General features: G+C 34.0%; 21 protein-coding genes. 13 read left to right on the forward strand and 8 right to left on the reverse strand.

What is annotated here, in order from left to right:
* Window positions 1–63: 63 nt before the first annotated feature.
* The 3 genes from nosZ to CSUIS19073_RS04815 form a co-directional block, all read right to left on the reverse strand.
* Entirely contained in the window at window positions 64–2,658 is a 2,595-nt protein-coding gene (nosZ, locus tag CSUIS19073_RS04805; protein ID WP_086242557.1) for a Sec-dependent nitrous-oxide reductase, read from the reverse strand.
* A 30-nt stretch (window positions 2,659–2,688) separates the two neighbouring features.
* A complete protein-coding gene (locus CSUIS19073_RS04810; protein WP_086237918.1) occupies window positions 2,689–3,549 on the reverse strand; it encodes a hypothetical protein in 861 nt (286 codons plus the stop codon).
* A 183-nt stretch (window positions 3,550–3,732) separates the two neighbouring features.
* Window positions 3,733–5,388 (reverse strand): SLC13 family permease, encoded by a 1,656-nt coding sequence (locus CSUIS19073_RS04815; RefSeq protein WP_086237919.1) that lies wholly within the window; start codon window positions 5,386–5,388, stop codon window positions 3,733–3,735.
* 289 nt (window positions 5,389–5,677) lie between these two features.
* Here CSUIS19073_RS04815 and CSUIS19073_RS04820 point away from each other — a divergent pair, with 289 nt between their 5' ends.
* The 4 genes from CSUIS19073_RS04820 (at window position 5,678) to uvrA (ending at window position 12,073) form a co-directional block, all read left to right on the forward strand.
* Complete coding sequence (locus CSUIS19073_RS04820; RefSeq protein ID WP_086237920.1) at window positions 5,678–6,682, forward strand: Fe(3+) ABC transporter substrate-binding protein; 1,005 nt, start codon at window positions 5,678–5,680, stop codon at window positions 6,680–6,682.
* Window positions 6,679–8,295: an ABC transporter permease gene (locus tag CSUIS19073_RS04825; RefSeq protein ID WP_086242558.1), complete on the forward strand. Its 1,617-nt coding sequence runs from the start codon at window positions 6,679–6,681 to the stop codon at window positions 8,293–8,295. The genes CSUIS19073_RS04820 and CSUIS19073_RS04825 overlap by 4 nt, the downstream gene beginning before the upstream one ends.
* Window positions 8,282–9,190: an ABC transporter ATP-binding protein gene (locus CSUIS19073_RS04830; protein WP_086242559.1), complete on the forward strand. Its 909-nt coding sequence runs from the start codon at window positions 8,282–8,284 to the stop codon at window positions 9,188–9,190. The genes CSUIS19073_RS04825 and CSUIS19073_RS04830 overlap by 14 nt, the downstream gene beginning before the upstream one ends.
* A 63-nt stretch (window positions 9,191–9,253) precedes the next feature.
* Window positions 9,254–12,073: an excinuclease ABC subunit UvrA gene (uvrA, locus tag CSUIS19073_RS04835; RefSeq protein WP_086237923.1), complete on the forward strand. Its 2,820-nt coding sequence runs from the start codon at window positions 9,254–9,256 to the stop codon at window positions 12,071–12,073.
* A gap of 55 nt (window positions 12,074–12,128) precedes the next feature.
* Here uvrA and nusA read toward each other — a convergent pair whose 3' ends face one another.
* Window positions 12,129–13,232, reverse strand: a complete 1,104-nt coding sequence (gene nusA / locus CSUIS19073_RS04840; RefSeq protein ID WP_086237924.1) for a transcription termination factor NusA — start codon at window positions 13,230–13,232, stop codon at window positions 12,129–12,131.
* Between the two features lie 178 nt (window positions 13,233–13,410).
* Here nusA and CSUIS19073_RS04845 point away from each other — a divergent pair, with 178 nt between their 5' ends.
* The 6 genes from CSUIS19073_RS04845 to CSUIS19073_RS04870 are packed head-to-tail and all read left to right on the forward strand — an operon-like array spanning window position 13,411 to window position 17,678.
* On the forward strand, window positions 13,411–13,653 hold the full coding sequence (locus CSUIS19073_RS04845) for an HP0268 family nuclease (RefSeq protein ID WP_086237925.1): 243 nt from the start codon (window positions 13,411–13,413) through the stop codon (window positions 13,651–13,653).
* A complete protein-coding gene (gene miaB, locus CSUIS19073_RS04850) occupies window positions 13,650–14,960 on the forward strand; it encodes a tRNA (N6-isopentenyl adenosine(37)-C2)-methylthiotransferase MiaB (RefSeq protein WP_086242560.1) in 1,311 nt (436 codons plus the stop codon). Before CSUIS19073_RS04845 ends, miaB begins: the two co-directional genes overlap by 4 nt.
* 46 nt (window positions 14,961–15,006) lie before the next feature.
* The gene (locus CSUIS19073_RS04855) at window positions 15,007–15,570 is read left to right on the forward strand and encodes a lysophospholipid acyltransferase family protein (protein WP_236845306.1); all 564 of its coding nucleotides are present in this window, start codon (window positions 15,007–15,009) and stop codon (window positions 15,568–15,570) included.
* A gap of 45 nt (window positions 15,571–15,615) precedes the next feature.
* Entirely contained in the window at window positions 15,616–16,638 is a 1,023-nt protein-coding gene (locus CSUIS19073_RS04860; RefSeq protein ID WP_086242561.1) for a hypothetical protein, read from the forward strand.
* Complete coding sequence (locus tag CSUIS19073_RS04865) at window positions 16,628–17,164, forward strand: hypothetical protein (RefSeq protein ID WP_086237929.1); 537 nt, start codon at window positions 16,628–16,630, stop codon at window positions 17,162–17,164. The genes CSUIS19073_RS04860 and CSUIS19073_RS04865 overlap by 11 nt, the downstream gene beginning before the upstream one ends.
* Window positions 17,151–17,678: a hypothetical protein gene (locus tag CSUIS19073_RS04870; RefSeq protein ID WP_086237930.1), complete on the forward strand. Its 528-nt coding sequence runs from the start codon at window positions 17,151–17,153 to the stop codon at window positions 17,676–17,678. Before CSUIS19073_RS04865 ends, CSUIS19073_RS04870 begins: the two co-directional genes overlap by 14 nt.
* Here the strand turns inward: CSUIS19073_RS04870 and tilS are convergent.
* The 3 genes from tilS to panC are packed head-to-tail and all read right to left on the reverse strand — an operon-like array spanning window position 17,650 to window position 20,769.
* Entirely contained in the window at window positions 17,650–18,648 is a 999-nt protein-coding gene (tilS, locus tag CSUIS19073_RS04875) for a tRNA lysidine(34) synthetase TilS (protein WP_086237931.1), read from the reverse strand. The two genes, CSUIS19073_RS04870 and tilS, sit on opposite strands and share 29 nt — an antisense overlap.
* Window positions 18,639–19,946 (reverse strand): 30S ribosomal protein S12 methylthiotransferase RimO, encoded by a 1,308-nt coding sequence (rimO, locus tag CSUIS19073_RS04880; RefSeq protein WP_086237932.1) that lies wholly within the window; start codon window positions 19,944–19,946, stop codon window positions 18,639–18,641. The genes tilS and rimO overlap by 10 nt, the downstream gene beginning before the upstream one ends.
* Window position 19,947: 1 nt before the next feature.
* On the reverse strand, window positions 19,948–20,769 hold the full coding sequence (panC, locus tag CSUIS19073_RS04885; protein WP_086242562.1) for a pantoate--beta-alanine ligase: 822 nt from the start codon (window positions 20,767–20,769) through the stop codon (window positions 19,948–19,950).
* Window positions 20,770–20,895: 126 nt separating this feature from the next.
* On the opposite strand from panC, the gene prfB reads away from it, so the two are divergent.
* From prfB to CSUIS19073_RS04900, 3 genes are read left to right on the forward strand one after another with little or no spacing between them, the layout of a single operon-like run.
* Window positions 20,896–22,002 (forward strand): peptide chain release factor 2, encoded by a 1,107-nt coding sequence (prfB, locus tag CSUIS19073_RS04890; RefSeq protein ID WP_086242563.1) that lies wholly within the window; start codon window positions 20,896–20,898, stop codon window positions 22,000–22,002.
* Between the two features lie 2 nt (window positions 22,003–22,004).
* Window positions 22,005–22,331: a type II secretion system protein gene (locus CSUIS19073_RS04895; protein WP_086237935.1), complete on the forward strand. Its 327-nt coding sequence runs from the start codon at window positions 22,005–22,007 to the stop codon at window positions 22,329–22,331.
* Window positions 22,328–22,753 carry an SEL1-like repeat protein gene (locus CSUIS19073_RS04900; RefSeq protein ID WP_086237936.1) on the forward strand — a complete coding sequence of 142 codons (426 nt, stop codon included), beginning with the start codon at window positions 22,328–22,330 and terminating at the stop codon, window positions 22,751–22,753. Before CSUIS19073_RS04895 ends, CSUIS19073_RS04900 begins: the two co-directional genes overlap by 4 nt.
* 898 nt (window positions 22,754–23,651) lie before the next feature.
* On the opposite strand, the gene CSUIS19073_RS04905 is transcribed toward CSUIS19073_RS04900, so the two are convergent.
* Complete coding sequence (locus tag CSUIS19073_RS04905) at window positions 23,652–26,126, reverse strand: autotransporter outer membrane beta-barrel domain-containing protein (RefSeq protein WP_236845307.1); 2,475 nt, start codon at window positions 26,124–26,126, stop codon at window positions 23,652–23,654.
* Window positions 26,127–26,369 lie beyond the last annotated feature (243 nt).

The following is a 26,369-nucleotide window of genomic DNA, read 5'->3' on the forward strand; positions in this document are numbered from 1 at the left end:
ATCAGTCCATTTGGGCGGATATTAAATTTAATCAGCGAGGCGGAAATCTCCGCCCCATTTATTTTAATACAACCCAGCGTTCTCATCAATCCATTTTAGATACTCTATAATATCTTTGATCTCTTGATCGCTCATATGTTGATTTGGCATTCTTAGATTAAAGAAGTTAATCATAGCTTTTACATAATCCTCTTCATATTTACTAGCTGGATCTTTAATGAATTCAAATACCCATTTTTCGGCATTTTCATGTCTTAGTAAAACTCCAGTTAGATCTGGACCTGAGCTTACTTGACCGATTACATGGCAGCCATTACATCCGCCTTTTAGATACGCCTCTTCCCCGCGAGCTTGCACGGCAGTCATAGGCGTAGCTAGTGCTTTTGTCAGATTATTTTTAGCTCTTAAGCCAACATCGGCAGTTTTAACCATATATTGCCATACTTGATACTCCCAAAGGATAGCACCATTTATATCGCCTTTTTTGTAGGCTTCATCGGCTTTTGCTTTAACTTCAGGGATTTTGCCATATTGATCTAGGGCATCTTTGACAAGTTGTTTGACTTTTGGATACTTCTCAAAGTGTTTCTCTTTTAGAAATTTAACAACACTTTGGATAACATCATCTGTAGCCTTGTTTGTAGCAATAACCTTATTATACTCAGCTTGTAGCTGGGCTGGGCTAAGCTCTTTTAATTTAGCTTGTTTGATGGCTTCATACTTTTTCTTTGGATCTTTGACATATAGATACCCCATCATCTCAAGGTGTAAAGCAGAGCAAAACTCAGTACAATAATAAGGGAATACACCCTCCATATCAGCTATGAAATTTACACTAGCAGTCTTGCCAGGCTCAATTGAGGCATGGACATTGTATAGATCTATAGCAAAGCCGTGAGTCTCATCTTGGGCTCTTTCAAGGTTGGTTAGATAGATAGTTACATTATCATCTTTATTTACCTCTATATGCTCTGGATTTATGTGGCTTCTTACTAAAGTTGCATATACGGTTACATTTTTGCCATTTCTCTCAACCCTCTCTTGACCAGCTAGAGTCATACCCACTGATTGCTGGCCTGTTCTTGAGTTGGTTCCCATTTTGTATGTCATGGCTGGTTTTAACTTACTAGCACTGATTGAGACAACATCGTGAGGCTCACCTAAAGGTATAGGCATATCATAGATAAGCTCCATTTTTGCCCCAGTTATATCTATAAGCTGATGATTTTGTGGATGAAGTGGGCCAACAGGATTAAATCTATCAATTGAGAGTTTATCAAGTGCTAGGGCATATTTGCCAATAGGTTTAGCTGATTTACCCTCCATAGTATCAAGGTGGCCTATATTATAATGGACATTTACTCTATCTAGGGTTTTTAAATTTTTGTAATCCCATTTTACGATTTGACTATCTACATATAGCGAGGTATAAACCACTCCATCTTTAGCATCAAAAGCGTTGTGAAGTGGCCCAAGACCTAACTCTACTTGTCCGTGAAGGGATTTTTGCATATCTAGGATTGGAATTCCAAATGGATCTTTACTTGCAAATTCCTTTTTATCTATTAATGCTTTTATCTTTTTAAAGTCATAGACACTAGCGTGGGTATCTAGCTTACCACCTACTAGGATATATCTACCATCTGGGCTAACGTCTACGCCGTGTGGGGATTTTGGCTCAGGGATCAAAAATAGAGCGTTATTAGCCACAGCTACGCTAATAGGGATAACTTTGTGGTTATTGATTATCTTGTAGTTTTTAGGATCTTTTGCTAATTTTTCTAAAATTTGCCAGTTATACATATGCAAATAATCAGTATCATTTCTACTCATACCAGCTTCAAATGGTGGAAGACCCTTTTCTATCCCACCAGTATACATCTCTGAGTTAAAGCTATTTGTAAATGCCCAACCCATAGACTCGCCTTTACCAGCATCACTTAGATCTTGCATATATGGAGGGAGTTCTAATGAGAATGAGGCTTTCTCATCTATTTTGCCTTTTGGATAATCAAATTTCCAAAATGTAATTGCCCCTCTATAGACAGATTCATACTCTTCAATTGGGTGGTAGTTATTATCTAGCGGAGCTGCGTATTGACTAGCTTCGATGATATACTCGGTATTTGGGGTTACAAAGCTACCGCCGTGTTCGCTTTTCATAATTGGATTTACTACAATTTGAGTAGTTTCAAAGTCGCTAAGGTTGATTACAGCCGTTCTTGGATTGGCTTTATCATTGATAAATAGATAATCCCCCACATATTCGCCATTTTTTTCGGTGAAATTTGGGTGGTGAGTATCGCCCCAGCTTATCTCCTTACCCCTTATAGCACCGCTTTTTAATATCGCCTTACTCTCACTATCATAGCCATAGCCTTGCCACGGCTCGGGAGTAAATACACCTATGTATTTGTAAATTCTCATCGATGGAACGCCATAGACGATTACTTGACCGCTTTGACCGCCAGAACTAAAGACGATATACTCATCTTTACGACCGCTTGGTTGATAGGTTTTAGCCGCAGCTAAGACATCTTTTTCGCTTAAGTTACGCTCTTTCATGATAGTTTCAAGCTCGCTAGCACCAAAAAGGCTAGATAGGCTTAAGCATAAGCCAGCACTAAAGAGTAGTGGCTTTTTGATAAAACTATACATAAAACTCTCCTTTTATAAAATTTGTATCAATTACTCAATACCAAAATTACAAGAAAAAATAGCAGAATTCCATAAAATTATTTGGCTATTTTTATCAATAAACATATCCAAAATTGCATCATTGCCAACTTTTATGCTATTTTTTAAATTTAGATTTAAATCATAAATATATAGATTTGAACTCCAATCGCTAATATAAATAGTATTTTTGTATATTTTTATTTTGCTTATTTGGTTGTTTGAAATTTGATAAATTTGATTTTTGTATATTATTTTGCCATCGATTAATCCAATTATTATCTCATCATCTATGCTGCTAATGGCAGTTGGGATATTTGGCATTTGTGAAATTTTATTTAATTTAAAGTTATCTAGATTTAATTCATAAAGATTTCTATTAAAGGTGGTTATGTAGAGTATATTATTGATTATATGTGTATTTGTGATTTTGGAATTTAGATTTAAATTTGATTTTTTATATATGCTATTTATCGTATCGTATATTACTATATATTTGGTGCTAAGAGTAAATATTATCTTATCTTTTATGATATTTATAGAAGTTATGCCATCTATGATTTTTGTCTTTACTGGATCTAATAAAATTTGCTTATCGCCTTTTGGGTTGATTTGTATAGCATATCCGCTATCTAATCCAGCTATGAGATTTGAATTATGAAATTTAATTATATTGATTTTATCTGATTTTGCCTCTATAGTGGATGTGATTTTATAATTTTTATCCATTAGATATAGGTTTTTACCATCGCTATATGAGATTTTATCTTGGCTAAAATCTGCAATATTTATATTTATATTTGAATTTAGCATTGGTTGGCACTTAGCAAAAACCATCAAAACAAATGAAAAAATACAAAGCAAAAACTTCATATCTAAATCTCTTTATATATTATTTCTTATAATTGATATTATTTATATAATGTTTAATTATACCATATTATCTTTTTATTTAATATTAAAATTAAAATAATTTTATTAAATTTCTAAATTTATTAATTTTTAAAATAGTAAGTTGCGAATGGATTAGCTAGGCGAAATTGCCTAGCTAAGGTTTTATAAGCTTATTTTAAATACTGCAGTTGTAAGGAATATGACTGTTAGCGTGATTAAGAATATACCAATGATATTTAGCCATAAACCAGCTTTAATCATATTATTGATTTTTACATATCCAGAGCCATAAGCAATAGCATTTGGCGGAGTGGCAACTGGTAGCATAAACGCACAAGTTGCCGCAAGAGCTACAGGAATTGTAAATATCATTATATTTTGACCCTCATATCCTAAGCCAATTGCCACCCCAGCTATAACTGGTAAGAATGCGGCTGCGGTAGCTGTATTTGATGTGATCTCTGTTAGGAATATTACTAGAGCAGTTACAATCAATATAATAAGTATAATTGGCATAAATCCAAGTGCTGATACTTGGTGTCCTATCCATAGTGATAAGCCAGTTTTGCTAAATTGAGCTGAAAGTGCAAGACCGCCACCAAATAAGATTAGAATATCCCATGGGAGTTTTTTAGCCGTATCCCAATCAATTAGTCTTTCGCCATTTGAATTTGCTGGAATTATAAATAACAACACAGCAACGCTCATCGCAATAACTGAATCTAAGCTAGCGACCTTGATTCCATAGTGTTTAAAGATAAATCCAAGGAATATCCAACAAAGTGCCGCTAAAACAAACACGCCACCCACTAGCCACTCAGCTCTACTCATTGAACCTAGCTTTTTATACTCATTATGAATAACCTCTTTGCCACCTGGAATTTCACTAATTTCAGGCTTAAATAGCACATAAACTAAAAGTGCCCAACAAGCAATTAGCATAACAATCGATAGCGGAACGCCCATTAACATCCACTCACCAAATCCAATCTCAATACCAAATTCATTTTTCATATGAGCTACTAAAAGTGCATTTGGCGGGGTCCCAATGATAGTCCCAAGAGAGCCTACAGAAGCAGCATATGCGATACCAAGCATTAGAGCGATGCCGAAATTTGAGGTGTAGGCTTTGGTTTTATCTTTGATTTCGCTTACTACATCTTTGCCTTTATGGATAACGGCACTTGCAAATCCGCCTTGAGTGCCTTGACGGCTGATTTCATCCATATGATTTGTATCGACTTGCTTTAGCTCATTATCTTTGCCAGTTAATTTGCTAACTAGATGAAGCACAGATAGGCCAACTGGTAGCATCATAACCGCAGTTGCGGTATTGCTAACCCACATAGACATAAAGCCAGTAGCTATCATAAATCCAGCTACAAGCCTTCTAGGACTAGTGCCTACAAGAAGGACAATCCCAAGGGCTATGCGAGTGTGGAGATTCCATTTTTGCATAGCAAGGGCTAGAACGAAGCCACCCATAAATAGATATATAGTATCACTAGCGTATGGAGTAGCGGCATTTTTAAATGTATCCACGCCAAGAATAGGGAATAAAACCATAGGAAGTAAAGCCGTAGCTGGTAGGGCTATTGCTTCAGTCATCCACCATATACCCATAAGAACCGCAACAGCAGCTACTATGGGAAGAGCATTAACATTTAGAGTTTTACCATTTGCAGCTGCGGTGGCTATCTCACCAGCATTGCTTGGCATAATGTAATAAACAAGCATAGCTGCCAAAATACCGCCAAAAAGACCGATGATTTGAACAGCATTTGTCTGTTTATCAACAGGAATATTTGGATTTGCCATTTATTAACCTTTATTGTAGAATTATTTAAGATTACATTATATCAGTAATTTTTTGAATTTGACAAAATTTATTTTAAATTTGGTAAAATTTTTTATAAATATGTGTAAATATGTAACATATTATTATAATTTAAATTTAAAATTCTCTTTTTAAATTTATTTAAATTTATCTATTTAAAAATGGTAAATTTAGTAGATTAATAGAAATTAATAACCATTATCATTTATTTATCATTTACTTTATGTCGCTATTATTTCGCAATCAAAATTATAAAATTTAGGAGAAAATATGAGAAAGGTTATCATCACTGCACTGCTTAGTGCATCGGCTTTGATAGGTGCTGAGCTTAATATATATTCAGCTAGACACTATGATGCAGATTTTGAGATATATAAAAAATTCGAAGCTCAAACTGGTATCAAAATAAACCACACAACAGCAAAAGCTCCAGAGCTTATAAAAAGACTTCAACTAGAGGGCAAAAACTCTCCAGCTGATATATTTATCACTGCTGATGTATCAAATTTAACTGAAGCTAAAAATGCAAATGTATTAGCCCCTGTGAATTCTAAGGTTTTAAAAGATATAATTCCAGCAAATTTAAGAGATAAAGATGATATGTGGTTTGCCATTACTAAAAGGGCTAGGATTATAGCTTATAATAAAAATGCTAATGTTGATTTAAATTTAGTTAAAAATTATGAAGATTTAGCTAAGCCAGAGCTAAAGGGCAAGGTATTAATGAGAAGTGCGACTGCACCATACTCTAAAACACTTCTAGCCTCAATAATTGCAAATGATGGCAAAGATGAGGCTAAAAAATGGGCAAAAGGGGTGCTAGATAATCTAGCTATGGCTCCAAAAGGTGGCGATAGAGATCAAGCAAGACAGATGATAGCTGGAGTGGCTCCGTATGCTGTTATGAATACATATTATATAGGACTTCTTAGAACTTCTAAAAATCCAAAAGATGTAGAGGTAGGCAACTCAATTGGAGTGATATTCCCAAATCAAGATGGTCGTGGAGCTCATATAAATGTAAGCGGTATAGCTATGACTGCATCTAGCAAAAACCAAGACGCAGCTAAGAAATTTATGGAGTTTATGCTTAGCAAAGAGGTGCAAACAATGCTTACAAATATCAATTATGAATTTCCAGTTCGCCTAGATGTAGAGCCTTCGGATATTGTAAAGGATTTTGGCAAATTTAAAGAAGATAGTATAGCCGTATCGAAGATTGCTGATAATGTCAAAGACGCTGTGCTTATATATGATGAAGTAGGATTTAGATGAGAAAACGCACAAAAGCTATAAAATTCCTAGGGATTTTACTAGCTTTTTTGGTGATTATCCCTGTTATTAGTATTTTTATTGAATTTGGCACATATCTATATCAAGCCTTTGCTGGTAGTGATCTAGCAAGGCTTGAAGAGGTCTCTAAAAATTTAAATCACTTTTTTGATTTTCTATTTTTAAGATTTGTCAAAGATACATTTATAGTAGCATTTTTTGTGCTTGTGATTTGCTATATTTTGGGTGTTTCTACGGCTTATTTGGTTAGTAATTATAACTTTTATCTATCTAAAATTTTAGAAAATTTACTTATATTGCCACTTGCTATTCCAGCTTATATTTTAGCTTTTGTTTATGTAGGAATTATGGATTATGGTGGAGAATTTCAAAGCATTTTTGGCTTTAGGATTGATATTTTTAATATTTATGGCGTTATTTTTGTGCTTAGCATATCTTTATACCCATATGTATATTTATTAGCCAAATCAGCCTTTAAGAGCGAATCTATGGCGATTTATGAGGTTGGTAAAATTCACGGCTATAGCGAATTTAGTATATTTTTTAAAGTTAGCATTAAGATAGCTATGCCAAGTATTATTGCTGGGCTTATGCTAGTTTTAATGGAGGTTTTAAGCGACTATGGAGCTAGTGCGTATCTTGGTGTTGATACTTTTAGTGCTGGAATTTTTAAGACTTGGTATGACCTTGGAGATCCATACTCATCAAGTGCGTTATCTGCGATTTTGATGTTTTGTGTTTTTGGACTTATGTATGTAGAGTATAGGGAGCGTCAAAAGAGTAAATTTAGCTTCAATCAAGATATTAGCGATTTTATCAAAAAAAGGGATTTGAGTAAATTTAAATCTACAATGGCTACGCTTTATTGCCTTATAATCTTATTTGTTGGCTTTATATTGCCACTTTTATGGCTTGGATATTGGGGCTTAAGGGATTATAAGCTTTTTGAGATTGAGTTTTATATGCTTAGTTTAAATTCGCTTATTTTAGCTGGGGTTACTGGGGTTATCACAACTATTTTGGCATTTGTTTTATGCTTTGTAGCTAGGGTTAGTAAGGATAGTAAATTTAGCTTTTGGATACTTAAGGCTAGCTCTATTGGATATGCTATTCCTGGGGCTGCTATTGGGGTGAGCTTGATGATAGCAGCGGCGTTTATCGGTAATATATTTGGTGTGGCTATTTTGGGGGTATCATTTAGCGTATTGATATTTGCTTATGTAGTTAGATTTTTAGCTACTGCTATATACTCAATTGATGGGGGATTTGCTAAAATTCACTCATCAATTGATGAGGTTGGATATATGCTAAGACCAAGCTATTTTATATTGATGATTAAGCTATATATGCCACTTTTAAAGCAGTTTTTCTTGCTTTCATTTTTAGTAGTTTTTATAGATACTATAAAGGAGTTGCCGCTTACTAGAATGCTATCGCCATTTAGCTTTGAGACCTTAAGCGTAAAGGCGTTTTGGTATGCTACTGATGAGAGAATTTATGATAGTGCGTTGCCATCTTTGATGATTGTGATATTATCGCTATTTGTATTGATTTTTACCCATATATTTATAAAGGCAAAAAATGCTAAAGATTAAAAATTTGCGTAAAAAATTTGGTCAAAATGAGATTTTAAAAGGGATTGATTTAACGCTTAAAGATAATGAAATTCTATCTATTTTAGGTAGTAGTGGTAGTGGTAAAAGCACACTTTTGCGTTGTATCGCTGGTTTAGAAAGTAGTCAATATGATGAGCTTAGTTGCGATTTAAATATTGGATTTATGTTTCAAAATTATGCTCTTTTTCCTCATCTTAGTGTATATGATAATATAGCTTTTGCTCTAAATAAATTAAATAAAAATGAGATGAATTTAAGGATAAAAGAGCTTTTGGTTAAATTTGGCATAGAGGAGCTAAAGGATAAAAAGCCAGATCAAATCTCAGGCGGACAGGCTCAAAGGGTGGCTTTTGCTAGGGCTATTGCAGCTGGTGCGAAACTCTTGCTTTTAGATGAGCCATTTTCAAATTTAGATCAAGGATTAAAAGAAAGCTTAAGAGCGGAGTTAAAAGATATGATTTTAAAGGAGGGTTTATCAGCTATTTTGGTAACTCATGATATTGATGATGCCTATTATTTAAGTGATAAAATTGCTCTGTTTGATGGGGGCGAGATATTAGATATTGGGGCTCCTAAGGAGCTATTTTATAGCGTAAAAAATCCAAAAAGCATTCAAATGCTAGGCAATCTAAATCATATTAATTCAAATTTACCAAGTGGGGATAAATTCTTTGATTGGATTAAATCTCGCAATAATATATTTGCCTATTCTGAAATTTATATGGGTGGAGAGTTTGAAGCAGATGTGATCGATAAGAGCTTTATGGGGTTATTTTATAAGGTTGAATTAGAGTATAAAGGGGTTAGATTTTATGCTCTTTGGCCATCATGCCTTAGGGTTGAAAATAGGGTTAAATTTGGATTTTACAATTAATCTTATATCTCATTATTAAATTTTAGATATAATCCAAGATTTTATTAAAAGTATGGATTAGATATGAGTGAGATTATTAAAATTCGAGGTGCTAAAGAGCATAATCTAAAAAATATTAATTTAGATATTCCAAAAAATAAATTAGTTGTATTTACAGGTCTTAGCGGTAGTGGCAAGAGTACTTTGGCTTTTGATACTTTATATGCCGAAGGGCAAAGAAGATATATAGAATCACTCTCAAGCTATGCTAGGCAATTTCTTGATAGAGTTGCAAAGCCTGATGTAGATCATATCGATGGGCTTACTCCAGCTATCGCAATTGACCAAAAAAGCACTAGCAAAAATCCACGCTCTACAGTTGGGACAATAACTGAAATTTATGATTATTTGCGACTATTATATGCTAGGATTGGTATCCAGCATTGCCCAAAATGTAATCAAGTGGTATCTAAAATGAGTGCAAATGATATAATAGAGCAAATTTTAAAACTCCCACAAGGTGCTAAAATCACGATTTTATCCCCAATTGTAAGAGAGAAAAAAGGTAGCTTTGCTGATACATTAGAGAGCCTAGCAAATAAGGGCTTTATAAGAGCGATGATAGATGGCGTGATGGTGCGTTTAGATGAAGAAATAGAGCTATCAAAAACCAAAAAACACACTATAAAAGCCGTAATCGATAGAGTTATAGTAAATAGTGATAATGCCTCTAGAATCGCAGATGATGTCCAAAAGGGACTTTATGAGAGTTTTGGCGAACTTGAAATTGAGATATCTAACGCTGATGAGCTAGGCTTAGATAATTCACATATACACTTTAGCGAACATAATGCTTGTTTTAATTGTAAAATTAGCTTTAATGCTCTTGAACCACTTAGCTTTAGTTTTAACTCCCCTAAGGGTGCTTGTCCTAGCTGCGATGGACTTGGAATTCGCTTTAGCTTGGATTTAAATAAGATAATTGATGATAGCTTAAGCATTGAAGATGGAGCTATAAAGGTTATGTATGGCTTTAATAAGAGTTATTATTATAAATTTTTAATCGCATTTTGCGAACAAAATGGTATTAATATCAAAACTCCATACTCACAGCTTGATGATGATTCTAAAAGGCTTATACTATATGGCAATGCTAAGGGGATTGAGTTTTTATGGAAGCGACATAGGATTAATAAGCATTTTGAAGGGGTTTTAAAAGTCGCATATGAAATTTTAAAAGATGATAAAGATTTTGGCGAGTATATGATTGAGAAGGTTTGTGAGAGTTGCGGGGGCGATAGATTGTGTAGTGATAGCTTAGCAGTTAGAGTAGCCTCTAAATCAATTGGTGATATTATTAATATGAGTATAGAAGATGCTACTAAATTCTTTAGCGATAAAGATAAATTTGCATATTTAAATAGCCAACAAACCTTAATCGCAACGCCGATTTTAAAAGAGATTAATGAGAGATTATTTTTCTTATATGATGTAGGGCTTGGATATATTAGCCTTGGTAGGGACGCTAGGACTATTAGCGGCGGGGAAGCTCAACGCATAAGGATTGCTAGTCAGATAGGGAGCGGATTAAGCGGGGTAATGTATGTGCTAGATGAGCCAAGCATTGGATTACATGAAAGAGATACTCTAAAGCTTATTAAAACTTTAAGAAATTTACAAGAAAAGGGCAATACCGTAATTGTCGTAGAGCATGATAAAAAGACCATTGAAGCAGCTGATTATATAGTAGATATTGGTCCTGGGGCTGGGGTTTATGGCGGTGAAGTGGTATTTAAAGGCACATATAAGGAGCTATTAAATTCCAAAACCCAAACAGCTCAATATCTAAATGGTAAAAAAGAAATTAACTACTATCAAGGCAGAAAGCAAAAAAAATGGCTAAATTTAAGCGGTATAACAATAAATAATATCTCAAATTTAAGCGTTAAATTCCCACTTAGCAATCTTGTAGGCGTTACTGGTGTAAGTGGAAGTGGTAAAAGCTCATTAGTGCTTAAAGCGCTACTTCCAGCAGCTGAAATAGAGCTAAATAGAGCTAGAAAATTCCAAACACTAAAAGGGGCAAAGATAGAAGGATTAGAGCAGTTAGATAAGGTTATATACCTAGATCAAAGCCCAATAGGTAGAACCCCACGCTCAAATCCAGCTACTTATACAGGGGTAATGGATGAGATAAGAGCTCTATTTGCCGCAACTAAAGAGGCTCAAATAAGAGGGTATAAAATCGGACGCTTTAGCTTTAATGTCAAAGGCGGTAGATGCGAAAAGTGTAGCGGAGAAGGGGAGATAAAGGTTGAAATGCACTTTTTGCCTGATATTAGCGTGGTTTGTGATGCGTGTAAGGGAACTCGCTATAATTCTCAAACTCTAGAGGTAAGATATAAAGGCAAGAATATATCTGAAGTATTATCGATGAGCGCTGATGATGCTTTGGAATTTTTTGCTAAGGTGCCTAAAATTCACTCTAAGCTTAAAACTATTTGCTCAGTTGGTCTTGGCTATCTTACGCTAGGGCAGCCAGCTACTACGCTAAGTGGTGGAGAAGCTCAACGCATTAAACTAGCCAAAGAGCTTAGTCGCACAGATACGGGCTCTACGCTTTATATCTTAGATGAGCCTACAACTGGATTGCATTTTAGCGATGTAGATAGGCTAACTGGCGTATTGCACCATCTGGTGGAGCTAGGAAATTCAGTCGTGGTAATAGAGCATAATTTAGATGTGATTAAAAATTGCGATTATATCATAGATATGGGGCCAGAAGGTGGAGCAGGTGGTGGAAAAGTAGTCGCCAAAGGTAGCCCAGTAGAACTAGCTAAAGGTTATAAAAAAAGCAGATCGCATACAGGAAAATTTCTAGCTTTAGAGTTTGGTATGGAGTGAAATTTAGTTAAATTTTAAGATTTTTACAAGCCTTATTTCAAGGCTTGTAACTTCATCAAAGATCTCCAAATAGGGCTTTTAGATTTTTTAATCCCTCTTCGTTATTTATCTGATTTGATTGGCTTGTAGTACTTAGCTCTTGTAATTCAATCTCATATTTTGTTAGCATGCTTGCTAGTCTAATATTTATACCGCTAGCACCAATTGCTTTTGATTTTTGATCTGGCACTAAAGAGACAATGGCCTTTTCTCCATCTATTTTCACAGAGCTTACTATGGCTGGAGCTAATGCACGAGCTACGAAGATGGCTGGCTCATTGCTATACTCAATTGCATCGATATTTTCGCCATTTAACTCATTGCTAACAGCATTAATCCTTACGCCCTTTACCCCTACTGTGGCACCGACTGCATCGATATTTGGAGTGGTTGAGTATAGGGCGATTTTAGCTTTTTTGCCTGGAATTCTAGCACTATTTTGAATGATTACTCCGCCATCTTTTATCTCAGGGACTTCAGCTTTTAATAGTGCTTCAAGAAATTTAGGTGAGGTGCGAGATAGCTCGACTTTAATGCCATCTTTTTTGTCCAATTTTACGCTTTTTATAACGCATTTTACCACATCGCCTACTTTAAATTTCTCATCTTTAATGCGATTTTTCATACTCATCACAGCCCTAATCTCATCAATCTCTATAAAGGTATTTTCATCATTATCAACCCTTGTAACAGACCCAAAGACAAGTGAGCCGACCTTGGCATTGTATTTTTCAAAAATTTTCTCCTCTATAAGGCGTTGAATGTGATACTCTATCTCACGCCCCAATACCCCAGCCGCACTGCGACCTAAATCCTCAATATTTATCTCATAATTTAAGCTATCTCCTATCTCAAGGCTCTTATCAAGCTCATAAGCCTTAGTAAGACTTATAAAATGCTCATCATCTAAACGCTTATCATCATCTTCTACAACTAAAATTTTTTGGTATAAAACTATATTTTTAGTAGTTGGATTTATCGTTGCTTCATACTCACACTGGGTGCCATATAGCTTCTTAGCAGCTGATTCGAAAGCCTTTAAAATTCTAGCTTTCACATCTTCGATGCTTAAATTTTTCTCATGAGCGATTGACTCGATTATATCTGATATTTTCTCCATAAAATTGCCTTCTTGTGATTATTTATTAAATAATATTAGGATTTGAATTGCAAGGTTGGTATTTTATCTTATATTAGCTTTTATAATCTTTAAATTTATTTATATTTAGTAATTTAAACGAAATTTTATAGCAAATTTGATATACTCATCGGTTAAAATCACTCAAAAAGGATAGATTATGGAGTTAAAACTAGCTAGGGCTGAATTGGACGCAAAACCAAAAACAATTAGCTTAGAAAAGATCGAAAGCGCTGCATTAAAAGATGGTGGAAAGATATTTTACTTTGATCGTGATAACTCACATAAGCAACTTATTGCTTTAGTTGAATATTTCGAAAATAAGGGTTTGAGCGTATATCATCGCACCGTTAAATATGGCTTAGATGAGAATGATTATATGTATGAGGTGCATATACTTTGAGTGCTGAATTTAACAAAAAAAAGCTCTTTATAGAGACTTTAGGATGTGCTATGAATGTCCGCGATAGCGAGCATATCATAGCTGAACTTAGTGATGAGTATGAGGCTACTAGTAAAATTGATGAAGCGGATTTGATACTTATAAATACTTGCTCAGTGCGTGAAAAGCCAGTCCATAAGCTTTTTAGCGAGGTTGGTGGATTTGAGAAGGTCAAAAAGCCAGGGGCTAAAATTGGGGTATGTGGATGTACGGCTAGTCATTTAGGATCAGATGTATTTAAGCGTGCTCCATATGTGGATTTTGTTCTTGGGGCTAGAAATGTATCAAAGATTAAAACCGCGGTTAAAACGCCTAAATTTGTAAGTGTGGATATAAATCATGATGAGAGCCAGTATGCATTTGGCGAGTTTCGCACCAGTCCATATAAGAGCTTTGTAAATATCATGATAGGGTGCGACAAGAAATGCACCTACTGCATTGTCCCACACACTAGGGGCGATGAGATTAGTATCCCAAAAGATATAATTTTAAATGAGATTAAAAAAGCTGCTAATAATGGAGCTAAAGAGATATTTTTGCTTGGGCAAAATGTCAATAACTATGGCAAAAGATTTAGCAATTCTAATGGCGAAAAGATAGATTTTAGCGATCTTTTAAATATGATAAGCCAGATTGATGGGGTGGAGAGAATTCGCTTTACTAGCCCACATCCACTCCATATGGATGATAAATTTTTAAATGAATTTAGCTCAAATTCTAAAATTTGTAAATCCATACATATGCCTTTACAAAGCGGAAGTAGTGCGATTTTAAAAGCTATGAAGCGTGGATATACTAAAGAGTGGTTTTTAGATAGGGCAAACAAGCTTAGATCCCTATGTCCTAATCTTAGTATATCTACTGATATTATAGTAGGATTTCCTGGAGAGAGTGATGCTGACTTTGAAGATACGATGGATGTGCTAGAGAAAGTGAGATTTGAGCAAGTTTTTTCATTTAAATATTCAGCTCGCCCACTAACTGCGGCTGCTTCTATGCCAAATCAGATTGATGATGCTATAGCTAGCGCTAGGCTTACTAGATTACAAAATAGACATAATGAAATTTTAGATGAGATTGTAGCTACTAAGATGGGCGATATTTATGAGGTATATTTTGAAGAGCTTAGAGCTGATGGAATGATAGCAGGTCGCACGGATAATAACTTTTTAGTCCAAATTAAAGGTAGCGAGGAGCTACTAGGCAAATTTGCTAAAGTTCAGATCACTCAGCCAAGACGAATGGTATTAAATGGGCAGATTGTTTAAGTCTAAATTTATTATTAAAATCATAGAGAATTTATTAGTTTTTTTAATGAGGCTTATATATCTAACTTGCAAGAAAGAATTTATTAACAATACCTTGTCAAATAAGCCAGTTATTATTCTTTTTTGGCACGAAAAACTTGCATTTATGCCATTTATATTTAGCAAGTGTTGGCAAGGTAGAAAAGCAAATGTGATAATATCAGATCACAAAGATGGTCAAATAATATCTGATATTATCTCTCATTTTGGCATTGGCTCTATTAGAGGAAGTTCATCAAAGGGTGCTTTAAAGGCATTTTTATCTGCTATAAAATCAATAGATAATGGAGTAGATGTAGCCATAACTCCAGATGGTCCAAGGGGTCCAAGGCATAGTATTAGCGATGGTTCAGTTACAATATCACAAAAAACTGGGGCAAATATAGTTATTTTAAGCTATACAGCTACTAGATTTTGGCAGTTTAATAGCTGGGATAAGATGATTTTGCCAAAGCCTTTTAGCAAAATAACCTATTATGTAAGTAGGGAATTTAACCTTGAAGGATTAGATATGCAAGAGGCTAAAGCTTTGATAGCAAGAAAATTTGATGAGGTGGATGGTATAATCTAAATTTAAAGCTAATTTGGCTAAAATTTTTAAAATTTAAGGTTTGATATGTCTGGTTTAATCTCTTGGATTCGTGGATTTTTAACTACTTTATACATTAGTGTTATCATAAAAGATAATAAATGCCATCTTTTTTCTCGTGCTATTAAAGGTGATAAGATTATAAATAGCGGCGAGGCTGTATTTGATATAAATAATGGAGTGGTTGATTCTAAATTTACAGATTATCTTAAAAAAAGAGCTAGGCAGTATCACACCATCTATTTAGCCGCTATGCTAAATAGCCCTAAGCAGTGGGCTTTACCAGCGGTAGGGGCTAGTGAATTTGAGAAGTTTAATATAGAGTATAATTTGGTTGATAAGGTTAAGCTAGATGGCTGGAGTATTGTAGTGCCAGATAATGAGTTGGAGCTTTTTGAAAATTCTTTATCTGTAAAGCCAGATTTAATTTATTCTCCATTTGCCATTTTACACTCTTTGATAAAAGAATCCCCAAGTGATGGTAAAATTCTATATCTATTAAATATGGAAGATAGCAATACTATTATGATATTTGATGGGGATAAGATGAAATTTGGTGCCTATTTTGATAATAGAAAAGAGATTGATACTTTTGACTATTATGATAAAGCTGTAACCAAAGAGGAGAGTGCGGATTTAGATAATGTAATCGAAGAGGAGGAAGATAGATTAAGCCAACTTGATAATTTAGGCGATATTGGCTCATTTGATTCTTTTGATGATGGAGATTTAGATAAGAGTGATTTTGAGGATATTCGCCAAGAGAATATAGGTGGAATTGATAAGAAATTAGAAGATAGTGTAAGGGATATTGGCGAGGAGATTACGCTTATTAGTAATATCAAACTTGCAATTAATGAGTATTATCATAATGAAATTTATGGTGGGGATTTTATCAAAGAGGTAGTGATATTTGATGGGCTTAGCTTGGATAATGAGTTTTTAGTGATGGCTGAAAATGACTTGATGATAGAGTGTAAGGTCGTAAAATACGATATTGATAAGATATTAAATAATATAATGATAAAAGAGATTTGCGATGAGTTATAGTTTTATACAGCCAAAAATCAAGCCGTTACTATCTATTTTTACCAAAATTTGGCTTTGGGCTATGCTTATTCTTACGCTTTTATTTATTATTGGGGCTATGCTACTTAGTGTGAAAATTTATCTTATAAACTCTAACTCTATAGAGTTACAAGAGAAGTATAATGAGACATTTCAAGCTATTAAAAACATAGAGGATAAAACTAAAACCACTTTGATAAAAAGAGATATGACTTTAGATATTTATAATAAAAATTTGATTTTAAATCAGAGTTTGATGAATTTATTTAATCTTGTGCCAGATGGTGTTACTTTAACTAGCATATATTTAGAAGATGGCTCTTTGAAAATCAAGGGTATAACGCCTACTAAAGATCACTTTAAATTACTCTTTGAAGCACCGCTAAAATCTATATTTGCTATATCTAACACTACATTTTACCAACTTCCAAATGGGTGGTATAATTTTGTTAGTATTAATAAGATAGATATTGCACAGATGGAGAGCTTGAGCGATGAGAACAGATAGAAGTTTAGATAGTATTGATTTAACAAAATTAACAATTTTTAGTATGATTTTTGTCTTTTTTATGCTTGTTATGGTGTTTTTTGTAGCGCTCCCAGTCATTGATAGATACAAGCAAGCTGTAGAGATAAATAACGAAAAAGATGTAAATTTAGCCAAGATAGAGCAGATTTATAATGAGAATTTAGCTACATATGAGAATTTAAATTTACAAAATAAAAAGGCTTTGGATTCATTAAAAAATAGTTTTAATGAGATGAAATTTATCAGTTTAGCTGGGAAATATTTTAGCAATTTATATCTCTCAAGGGCTAATATCATTGATAGTGATCCTAGATATATCATTAGCCAAATAAACCTTACTGCTACAATGAAAAGCCCACAAAATCTATATGATTTTATAATGGATAGTAAGAATTATGATAATCTTATTAAGATTGATTTTCCTATAGAGATGAGCTCAAAAGATGATTATATAGAGACTAGCTTTATGATAAAAATTTATCAAGAGCGTTGAGTTTATGCGAATTTAGCGATAGATACGGGCGAAGTAGGGCTGGTATTTTAAGAATTCTAAATTTATCCTTGATATTCTTATCCATTTTGGTTTTAATGTATGGAGCGATGAAGTAGTAGCTTTGATTTGATGTGATGGTAACTTTATGCGAGACTACGCAATCATTTTGAGTGCATAGCTCTCTTGTTTTTTGGCTCATCAAAACTCCTAGCTTTTTACAGGCTTGGTCTATTAGATTTATTGAATTTGGCAGTTTTTTAACGATAAAAAGCTCCCCATCTTCATACTCAAACTCTCCTAGTAAGATGATCGCATCACCCCTTAAAAGCTCAAAACTTCTCTTTACTCCACTTGCAAATTGTGATATAAATTTATCGCTAAATTCCGCCCTAATTCTATTGCGTTTAAATTTAATATCTTGATTGGATAAATCAACGAAATACTCTATATTTTGACTTTGTAAATACTTTAAAATTTCATCTTTACTCACCCCTAGAAGTGGGCGAAATATCTCTATATTTTTAGTTATATTTTGAAATTTAATCCTTTTTTTGCTTCTAGGCATCATTCCAGCTAGTCCCACAGCGCCACTACCTTTGCTTAGTTGCATTAGTAGCCACTCTAGTGCGTCATTTAGCTGATGAGCTAAAATAAGTGCGTCATAATCATACTCACACATAATCTTATCAAAAAACTCATATCTAATATCTCGAGCAATTTTTTCAAAATTTGAGTTAGATAGATTTAAATTGGCTTTATGGATAAATATTTTTTTGTTAAATTTTTTACAAAGCTCCCTTGCGCTTAACTCCTCTGCTAAGGAGCTTGGGCGAGTTTGGTAATTTACCATAGCACAATCAAAGCTCACCCCAGCACTATTTAAAAGATAAAAAAGTGCCGTGCTATCTACTCCGTGTGAGAATGCTAGTAGGGATTTTTTGTTTTTTAGATAGTCAAGCTTTAGTTGCAAACAATCTGCCCAATCAATTTATCTTTGGCGTATTTGGTGATTTGACAATCATAAATTTGCCCAACTTTAGGATTTTGAATTTGGCTATCATTTATTAGAATTTCCCCATCAATATCCCTATCCCAAATCACAGCCTTAGCGCCATAAAACATCTCCCCTTCGCTACTAACGCCATTAATTTGAGCTTTAATAGACTTTCCAACTAAGCTTTTAAAGCTCTCATCAATTGTAGATTTTATGATTTTTTCAATCTTATTTAGCCTTTGAGTGATGATTTTTGGCTCTATTTGTTCCATATCGTAAGCTAGAGTATCCTCTTCTTTAGAGTATGCAAAAGCGCTAATCCTATCAAATTTAAACTCACGCAAAAATTCGCAAAGCTCATCAAAATAGCTATCTTTTTCGCCTGGATGACCTATTATAATCCCCGTTCGTAAAAAGCTATTTGGTGCATCTCTCATCATCTTTAAAAGTTGGATAATCTTATCTTTATTAGCTCCCCTTCGCATTATCTTTAGCATCTCATCATTTATATGCTGAATAGGCATATCAAAGTAATTAGCAAATACCTTTGAATCTATAATTTTTTGTATCAATTTTGCATTGGTACTAGTAGGGTATAGGTATAAAATTCTAGCGACATCTACGCCATCTATCTTTTCAACTGCGTCAATTAAAGAGATTAAGCCATCGCTCTTGCCACAATCACGCAAAAATGAGCTACTATCTTGAGCGATAAAGCTAAAATCCCTATAGCCTACGCTTACTAACTCTTTAATCTCATCTACTATGCTATCTATATCTCTGCTTTTTAATTTACCTTTAAAGCTTGGAATAGCGCAAAAGCTACATTTTTGATTACACCCTTCAGAGATTTTGATATAGGCGTGGTAGCTTGAGCCGGTGATTACTCTTTTGGTATTTTTAGGTTGTAAATATGTATCTGGGCTAAATAAATTTTGCTTTTTAAGGATGATCTCATCGATCTTATCATAATCCCCAACACCAGTAAATATATCAACCTCAGGAAGCTCTCGCATAAGCTCATCACGGTATCTTTGCATTAAGCACCCTGTTACTACTAGGACTGAATTTGGCTTTTTAAAACTAGCTAATTCTAAAATCGCACTTATGCTCTCGCTCTTTGCATCTTCTATAAATCCACAGGTATTTACTATCATCACATCAGCAATTGATGGATCATCTACTATATCATACGCACCAAGCCTACCAAGCATAATCTCGCTATCTACTAGATTTTTATTACATCCAAGTGAAACTAAATATAAATTTGCCACATTACACCCACAAATTATCAATTAAACGCGTATTTTTGACATACACAGCGACTAAAATAATGCTATTGCCAAGCTCGATTTTATCAACCGGATTTAAATTCTTATCCACAATGGCTATATAATCAACCCTTAAAGGCTCTAAGATACTACTCATCGCTTTTTTGATCTCTATTGAGCTTAGCTCGCCAGCTTTTATAAGATTACTAGCTTTCATTAGCGACCTTGAAATTTTAAGAGCTTGAGCTAGCTCATCATCATTTAGATATGAATTTCGGCTTGATAGAGCTAGTCCATCGCTAGATCTTACTATATCAATTGGCACTATATTGACATTCATAAATAGCGATTTTACCATATTTTCAATGATTATAAGCTGCTGAGCGTCCTTTTTACCAAAATAGGCATTTGTAGGATTTATAATGTTAAAAAATTTAGTTAAAATAGTACAAACCCCATCAAAATGCCCCGGTCTAGTAACACCTTCTAGAGTGCTAGATAGCTCCTTAGGTGCTAGAATTTTAATCTCATTTTGATTATAAATTTCATCAACTTCAGGCATAAATACCGCATCAGCTTGACACAACTGGCAAATTTTAATATCAGCCTCAGGCGTTCTTGGGTATCGGCTTAGGTCTTCTCCTGGTAAAAATTGCGTTGGATTGACAAAAATGCTTACTATTGTATGATTATTTTGTGATACAGAGGTTTTGATTAGTTGGGCATGACCTGCGTGTAAAGCCCCCATCGTCGCTACAAAGCCTACATCGCCACTGCATTTAGCACGAAAATCTCGTAGCTCTTGTATGGTTTTTAATATCTGCATTATACTCTCTTTTTGGAATTTTTAATCTGTAATTTTAGCATAAATTTCTAAAAATATTTACTTTAAATAATTAAATTTTAACCATATTTTAGATAATATTTTGCTAAAAATTTACGAGGTAGAACTTTGGATAATTATGAATATAGCGAACTTTTAAAGGGTTTAAAAATCAAAATTGACAATATTGCTAAGGTTATAAATCCAGAATTTATACAAACTAGGCTTAAAGAGATTGAATATCTAGAGCAAGACCCTAGCTTTTGGTCTAATGTGCAAATGAGTAGCCAAATAGGAAAAGAAAAAACCAAGCTAAACTCTATGCTAAGCAAATTTAAAAACGCTCAAAATGCCCTAAATGACGCTGTGGAGCTATTTGATTTAGCAAATTTAGAAAATGATATTGATACTATAAATTCGCTATTTGAGGATTCAGAGAATTTAGAAGAGGTCATTACAAATTTAGAGGTCTCTATGATGCTTAGCGGTGAAGATGATAGCAAAAACGCCATTATTAGCATTCACCCAGGAGCTGGTGGGACTGAGAGTAATGACTGGGCGAGTATGCTTTATAGAATGTATCTAAGATTTTGCGAAAGGGAGGGGTTTAAAGTTGAGACTTTAGACTTCCAAGAGGGCGATGAAGCTGGATTAAAAGATGTAAGCTTTATTGTAAAAGGTGAGAATGCTTATGGATACTTAAAGGCTGAAAATGGCATTCATCGCCTTGTTAGAACTAGTCCATTTGATAGTGCTGGTAGGCGTCATACGAGCTTTTCAAGCGTGATGGTAAGCCCTGAAGTTGATGATGATATTGAGATAGAGATAGAAGATAAGGATTTAAGGTTAGATTATTACAGAGCTAGTGGGGCAGGCGGACAACATGTAAATAAAACTGAGAGTGCAGTAAGGATAACTCACATACCAACAGGCATTGTAGTGCAGTGTCAAAATGACAGAAGTCAGCATAAAAACAAAGCCACAGCGATGAAAATGCTAAAATCAAGATTATACGAGCTAGAACTGGAGAAACAAAGAGCCGCTAGCGACTCAGTAGAAAAGAGCCAAATGGGCTGGGGGCATCAAATTCGCTCATATGTCTTATTCCCATATAAACAAGTAAAGGATAATAGGAGCAATATCGCATACTCACAAGCTGATGCCGTGCTAGATGGGGATATTAAAAAGATTATAGAAGCGGTTTTAATCAGTCAAAAATCAAATAATCAGGAGTGATAATGAGCTTAGAATTAGTATTAACAGGGCTTGGATACAATGTGAATAATTCGCTTTTAGAGCAGGTTAAAAGGGTCTTATCGGCCTGCGATTTTGATGAGAAAGAGATAGAGCATATCATAAATTTACATGAAAAGATCAAGCATCTTGATGGATTTGTGGCTTTATCAAATAGCGAAGATAAATTTAAAATCAAATGCGAAAGCCAAATACCGCAAATAATAGATGAATTTAATGAAATTGTGCCATTATGGGCTAGTAAATATAAAATTATAATAGAAAAATTACCAAATAAACAAACCTATTATATAGTAAGGAGAGAGAGTTGAGATCAGCAGTTGTAGCCATTTTGGCTGGGTTTATCCTAGCTGGTTGTTTGCAAAAATTCCCAGCTCCAATCACCACAAAACCAGATCAAATAGAGGTAACTCAAGATGAGATAGAGGCTAAAATTAATATTTTTTATAATGATTGCACCAACTTAAAAGAGCCATCAAAATGTAAAAGACTCGCTGATGGAATTTATAAAAGTGGGGATTTTAAGAGTGCGGCTATAGCTTATGATATGATATGCTATGGATTTCAGTATATCCCTGCGTGTAAGCAGCTTGCGGATATGTTCGTATATGGTGATGGAGTTACAAAAGATATAGATACGGCTATTACAATCTATCAAATCGCTTGTAATAATGGAGATAATAACTCTTGTGATTTAGCCAAAAACCTAAGAGCACAAAATGGCAAAAAGTGAATTTAAGTGATTTATTTGATTAATGATTTTACCAGTAGAGCTTTTCACGCAAGGCTATTTAATGCTTTGCTTGAAAAGATTAATACCCTTGGCGAGCCCTTGATAACTTATAGTGTAGTAAATTTCGTATGAAATGAGTATAGTATAATTAATCAAGCTGATGAGAAAAACACACCTACCTTACCCTTCTTTACTTTTTTATATTCTAAATTTATAATACTAAATTTTTTATGTTTTTATAAAATTTTAATTTTAATAGCAAAGAATTTTTTCTTTTTAAGCGGGAAGGGGGACGCTTTTTGGCAGATGAGTAGTGCAAACTTTTTTAAATTCTTTTCTTTAAGGGACAGGAGAAACTATTTTTAACTTCGCAGTGGAGCAAAGCCCCACTTTGCGACAAGGTAGCTCCGCTCCCTTGACCCACCTGAAGCCCCACAAGTGGGGTACCCCATTTATGGGAACTTTAGTATTTGCTACTTTGCTATTCCAAATTTTCGCCAAAAACTCCTTCGAGTTTTTTGTTGCGAAAATTTTGTGCGTTAAAAGTAGGTAAAAATGGGTTTTCCCTATCCCTTAAGATCCCAACCCCTTCCCAGTTTGGCATTTTTATTTTATAAATTTGCCGTGAAGTAAAAATAGGGTAACCCTACAAAGTAGGGACTTTAGTGCGTTTCCAAAGTGCTAAACTTTGGTCGCATTCGCTGGTTTTACACAAACCTCCCCTTCGGGGTCGCATTCGCTGGTTTTACACAAACCTCCCCTTCGGGGTCGCATTCGCTGGTTTTGCTGACCTGCAAAGTTAAAAACGGACAGGAGAAAACTATTTTGGTTTTCTCTTGTTTTTTAAACCTTCAAACTAGATAGAAAGAAATTATCTTTAATTTCTTTCTAGTAATTTTTAGAATCTATACTTGATTCCCACATTTCCACTTAAGTAAGTTTCATTTTTAGAATCTACTTTTCCTGCTAAGATCTGTTTAGCTCCAATCCCTACATCTAAACTTAGGCTATCATTTAAAGAGATATTTCCTCCTATAATTAATTGTCCATAAGTCTTTTTCTTCTCTTCTCCTTTAATAGAAAAAGAAGTATTAGAACCTACAAAGCTAGCTACATAATCCTCTCCATTATTAACTACATATTGTTCAATCTTTGGAGTTATAAATAAATAAGAGCTTTCATTAAAATATTTTCTAGATTCTAATCCTAATTCTAAACTCAAAGAGTTATTAGTATTAGATTCTACCTTTCTTGCTAAGATACCTTTTTCATCATAGCTTGGTGTATGGCTATAATAATAATTCACTCCTACAAATGGCTTTAAAAACAGATCACTTTCTAAATTAAATACTTTACCTATATTTGTATTTAATCCTACAAATTTCCTATTAAAATCAGCATTATTTAAACTTCCTGCTAAATTAATATCTTGCTTTGTATCTCCTATTTGTCCATAGAGTTTAGAATTTAATTCCCAAGAATAATTAAATCTATAAGAGCTATAAATACCTATTTGATAATTATCTGATTCTTGAACGCTTAGCTTATCTTTGATTTTAGAATTTGCATAAGTGGCATAGATTCCTAAAAGTAAATTTTCATTAAATTCTTTATCTGCACCTATGCTTATTCCATACAATCCTCCACTTTCTCCATCGATTATATTTACTCCACCAAAGGTATTTCCCCATACACTATCTTTATAAGTTTTTGTGCCATAATAGTCATAGATAGCGTCACTTGCTATATTTGTGCTATTTGCCAAAAGGCTAGATTTAAGCACATTAGCAAATCTTACTTCACTATATGGATTATTAATTCTAGCTATTCTGTCACCTAGAGCCATATCATTAGAGATATTCATAGTACCATTTGCAGAACTAGTGTTATTTAGAATATCTGTGCTATTTTTTGCACTTTCTCTTACATCTTTAAAGAAGTCTTTATTTGTGATTGCATCTATACCCACTTTAGCATTAATATTAGAGTTAATCAAACTATCAAAGATACCTTGTGCTTCGTTTAGGTTGCCAGAAGTTTGCATAGAATCTGCTGTTTTAGCAGTGTTTGTAGCACCACCCATAATGCCTGTTGTGAGAAGCAATTTATAGTTATCTGCTTGTGCGCCTGTAAGGTTAGATACTTTTTCAAAAATGTGTTTGTTGGTATTTGTAATTTCAATACCTATTCCGCCCATTTTATCTTCAGTGCTTAGTGATCCTTCGCCACTAGAATTAATCTTATTAAGAATTTCTTGTTTTTTTGCAATTTGTGCTTGTAAATCTGCCAAGATAGCTTGTTTAACCGGATCTTGTGAGGTTGCTAAATCTTCTACTTGTATGATTTTCTCTAAATGTTCTTTTTCAAATGTTAAAATTTCTTTTGCGCTGTTGATTTTTGTAGAATTTGCCTCACCGCTTATAATTAAGTATTTTTTACCATTGTTTTCTTCCACGCTTAATTTGTAATTTACAAAATTACTCACATCCATAGGGGTAAGGTAAGTATTTTTCTCTATTTCTATGAATTGGTTTGCAAGATTCTCATTACTCACAATATCGTAAATGCTGTTAAGAATGCTTGCACCTGCGGTATTGCTAGTGGTTACATCGCTATTAAAGCTATTTGCACTTGCAAAAACAAATCTATCTAAAATGAGATTATTAAAGCTTGTAGAAATTACAGAAAAATTCGATTCTTTAATATTTGCATTGCCTTTAATATCAAAGTTTAAGGAACCATTGCCAACACCTTCAAATCTAGTTTTAGTTGCCTCCAAATTCCCCCAAATTGTTAAGCCACCATTATAATCAACTTTGTCAAGCCCACCGCTAACAATCCGTACAGTAGAGCCAAAATCATCAGAATCAGCTGGTAATCGTGTTCCTGTTAGTTTTACATTTCCGCTTAATGTGCTTTCTTGCCTAAAATAGTCTAAATTCATATCAGTCACATTGATTTGTGAGGCAGTAATATCTGCATTGATTAAATGGGAATTTTTCTCAATTCCATTGCCATTTTGAACATTTATTAAATCAAGCACTCCATTACCTAAATCAATAGTTACAAATGTATTTTCTCTATTTACGCTATTTGGAACAAAATCTTCTAAAGCACTATTAATTTGTAAATGTGTATCTTTGTATCCATCTTTAAAAACGAGTTTTGCAGCATCACGGCTTGGATCTGTTTCTATATCAAAGTAGGTTTGCAATTGGCTTTCAGCATTAATTGTGATTTGGTTGTAATTTTGCGGTACTTGTCCCGCATTAATTTCTTGTGTTTGTGCTGTTAGCTCTTGCGCGCAAATACTCACACTCCCTAACACTCCTAAACCTAATATTGCTTTTGATGCAATAAGAGATAATTTCATTTTGTCTCCTTAAAAATTAAATAAACCGCCTATTTTACCCCCCCCCTTTATTTTTTGCTTAAATATGATTTTATTAAAGATAATAAGGATTATTTGGTGCTTTTTGTTGCTTTAAATTTGATTTTTACTCCAAATTTTCGCCATAAAACAACCATTTAGGTTGTTTTACTTTTGCGAAAATTTTCCCGTGTGAAGTGAAAAATAGCAATAATTTTGCTTTTAAGATATGTATAAACCTCAATA

It is taken from the genome of Campylobacter sp. RM19073 (assembly GCF_024723495.1).
Classification (GTDB): Bacteria; Campylobacterota; Campylobacteria; order Campylobacterales; family Campylobacteraceae; genus Campylobacter; species Campylobacter porcelli.